The 2,652-nt window shown below is 69.1% G+C and carries 2 protein-coding genes and 1 pseudogene; all 3 read left to right on the top strand.

Annotation, left to right across the window (positions count from 1 at the left end):
* Positions 1-516 (top strand): annotated as a pseudogene (glmU, locus tag U9R90_RS35340) (bifunctional UDP-N-acetylglucosamine diphosphorylase/glucosamine-1-phosphate N-acetyltransferase GlmU); the annotation flags it as partial.
* Between the two features lie 145 nt (positions 517-661).
* Positions 662-1,642 (top strand): ribose-phosphate diphosphokinase, encoded by a 981-nt coding sequence (locus U9R90_RS35335; protein ID WP_411061523.1) that lies wholly within the window; start codon positions 662-664, stop codon positions 1,640-1,642.
* 198 nt (positions 1,643-1,840) lie between these two features.
* Positions 1,841-2,428, top strand: a complete 588-nt coding sequence (locus tag U9R90_RS35330; RefSeq protein WP_411061522.1) for a 50S ribosomal protein L25/general stress protein Ctc — start codon at positions 1,841-1,843, stop codon at positions 2,426-2,428.
* Positions 2,429-2,652 lie beyond the last annotated feature (224 nt).

Below are 2,652 nucleotides of genomic sequence, written 5' to 3'. Positions count from 1 at the left end.
GTCCACGCGGGCGCCCGCGTGGACAACACCGTCGCGGACGGCGCCGAGGTCGGCGAGCAGGCGCTGGTCGGCCCGTACGCCTATCTGCGGCCCGGCACCCGGCTCGGCGTGAAGGCCAAGGCCGGTACGTACGTGGAGATGAAGAACGCCGTGATCGGCGACGGCACCAAGGTGCCGCACCTGTCGTACGTGGGTGACGCGGTGATCGGCGAGCAGACGAACATCGGCGCCGCGAGTGTCTTCGTGAACTACGACGGCGAGGCCAAGCACCAGACCACGATCGGCTCGCACTGCAAGACGGGCTCGGACAATATGTTTGTGGCTCCTGTCACGGTCGGGGACGGTGCCTACACCGCCGCGGGCTCGGTGATCACCAAGGATGTGCCGCCCGGTTCGCTGGCCGTCGCCCGTGGCCAGCAGCGGAATATCGAGGGCTGGGTGGCCCGTAAGCGTCCGGGCAGCGCCGCCGCCAAGGCGGCTCAGGCGGCTGCCGCGGAGCCGGACAGCGAAAGCTGACCGGAAACCGGTGCGCCGAACACCGCGTACCGTGGTAGATGCACACATCGGGTGTCCGGAGGGTTTCCCTCCGGGAAACGGCTGGCTCGCGCGACGTGAACTCGCGGCCAGAGACGCCAGAGAACACGTCTGAGGAGACAGTGCTGTGACCGGGATCAAGACGACCGGCGAGAAGAAGCTGATGCTCTTCTCCGGCCGCGCCCACCCCGAGCTCGCCGAGGAGGTCGCACACCACCTCGGTGTCGGCCTCGTCCCGACCAAGGCCTTCGACTTCGCCAACGGCGAGATCTACGTGCGCTACCAGGAGTCGGCGCGCGGCGCCGACTGCTTCCTGATCCAGAGCCACACGGCTCCGATCAACAAGTGGATCATGGAACAGCTGATCATGATCGATGCGCTGAAGCGGGCCTCGGCCCGGAGCATCACCGTGATCGTCCCGTTCTACGGCTACGCCCGCCAGGACAAGAAGCACCGCGGCCGTGAGCCGATCTCGTCCAAGCTGATGGCCGACCTGATGAAGACCGCGGGCGCCGACCGTATCGTCGCCGTCGACCTGCACACCGACCAGATCGTCGGCTTCTTCGACGGCCCGGTCGACCACCTCTTCGCGCTGCCGATCCTCGCGGACTACGTGGGCGCCAAGGTGGACAAGGACAAGCTGACCGTCGTCTCCCCCGACGCCGGTCGCGTACGGGTCGCGGACCGCTGGTGCGACCGCCTCGGCGCCCCGCTGGCGATCGTGCACAAGCGCCGTGACAAGGACGTCGCCAACCAGGTGACCGTTCACGAGGTCGTCGGTGACGTCGAGGGCCGGGTCTGTGTCCTGGTCGACGACATGATCGACACCGGCGGCACCATCTGCGCCGCGGCCGACGCCCTGTTCGCGCACGGCGCCGAGGACGTCATCGTGACGGCGACGCACGGCGTGCTCTCCGGACCGGCCGCCGACCGTCTGAAGAACTCCAAGGTCAGCGAGTTCGTCTTCACCAACACGCTGCCCACCCCGAGCGAGCTCGAACTGGACAAGATCACCGTCCTGTCGATCGCTCCGACCATCGCGCGTGCGCTGCGCGAGGTCTTCGAGGACGGCTCGGTGACCAGCCTCTTCGAGGACGAGGCGCACTGAGCACGGGCGCCCGGCCCCGCGCCGAGCGCCCCCGCAAGATCCTTTTGAGTGCGGCCTCCCGGCCGAGTAGACTGCACAAGTTGCTCGGCGAGGGAGGCCGCACTTCTGTGTGCGGCGGTCCGTTATCGACGCGCTCTTCGTAGCAGGCCAGTCGTGGCCGGGTAACCACCACTGGTTTCTCTCATACGAGGAGTGCACATGGCCGAGTTCAAGATCGTCGCCGAAACCCGCACCGAGTTCGGCAAGGGCGCCGCCCGCCGTATGCGTCGCGCCGACAAGCTGCCCGCCGTCGTCTACGGCCACGGCGCGGACCCGGTGCACATCGCCCTTCCGCACCACGACACCCTGCTCGCGCTGCGTACCTCGAACGTCCTGATCTCCCTGGACATCGAGGGCAAGACCGAGCTCGTCATCCCCAAGGCCGTCCAGCGTGACGCCCTGCGCAGCGGCATCCTCAAGCACGTCGACCTGCTGCTCGTCCGCAGCGGCGAGAAGGTCAACGTCGACATCCCGGTCAACGCCGAGGGCGAGCTCGCCCCGGGCGCCAACCTGCTCGAGCACGTGCTGAACGCGCTGCCGGTCGAGGCCGAGGCCACCCACATCCCGGAGTCGATCTCCGTCTCCATCGCCGGTCTGGACGCCGGTGACTCGGTCCTGGCCAAGGACATCACCCTGCCCGAGGGTGTCTCCCTGGCCGTCGACGGCGACACCGTCGTGCTGCAGATCCTGGCCGCGCAGGCCGAGGAGGCCCCGGCCGAGGCCGAGGGCGAGACCGCCGAGGCCTAAGAGCCTGTGTCTGAACTCCCGTCGTCCGCGCGGAGCGCGGGCGCAGCGGCGGTCGGTGCGTGCCATCGGCGTGCGGCGTCGCAGGTCATGTGGCGGAGCCACCTGTCCTGCGGCGCCGTGCGCCGAGGGTGCGTGCCGGGCGTCGGGGCGCAGGCGGGGGTTCAGACACAGGCTCGCAGCCTCATAGCCCGTACGTCCGTGCCGGGCGCCGGCCCGCGGCGCCC

It is taken from the genome of Streptomyces sp. E11-3, from assembly GCF_046540415.1.
Taxonomy (GTDB): Bacteria; Actinomycetota; Actinomycetes; order Streptomycetales; family Streptomycetaceae; genus Streptomyces.
Note: the sequence above shows the minus strand (reverse complement) of the source record. Positions and strands in the feature narration are given on the sequence as shown.

Bases quoted from the DNA above. Each gene is read 5' to 3' on its own strand.
- U9R90_RS35330 (WP_411061522.1), top strand. From the start codon at position 1,841: ATGGCCGAGTTCAAGATCGTCGCCGAAACCCGCACCGAGTTCGGCAAG.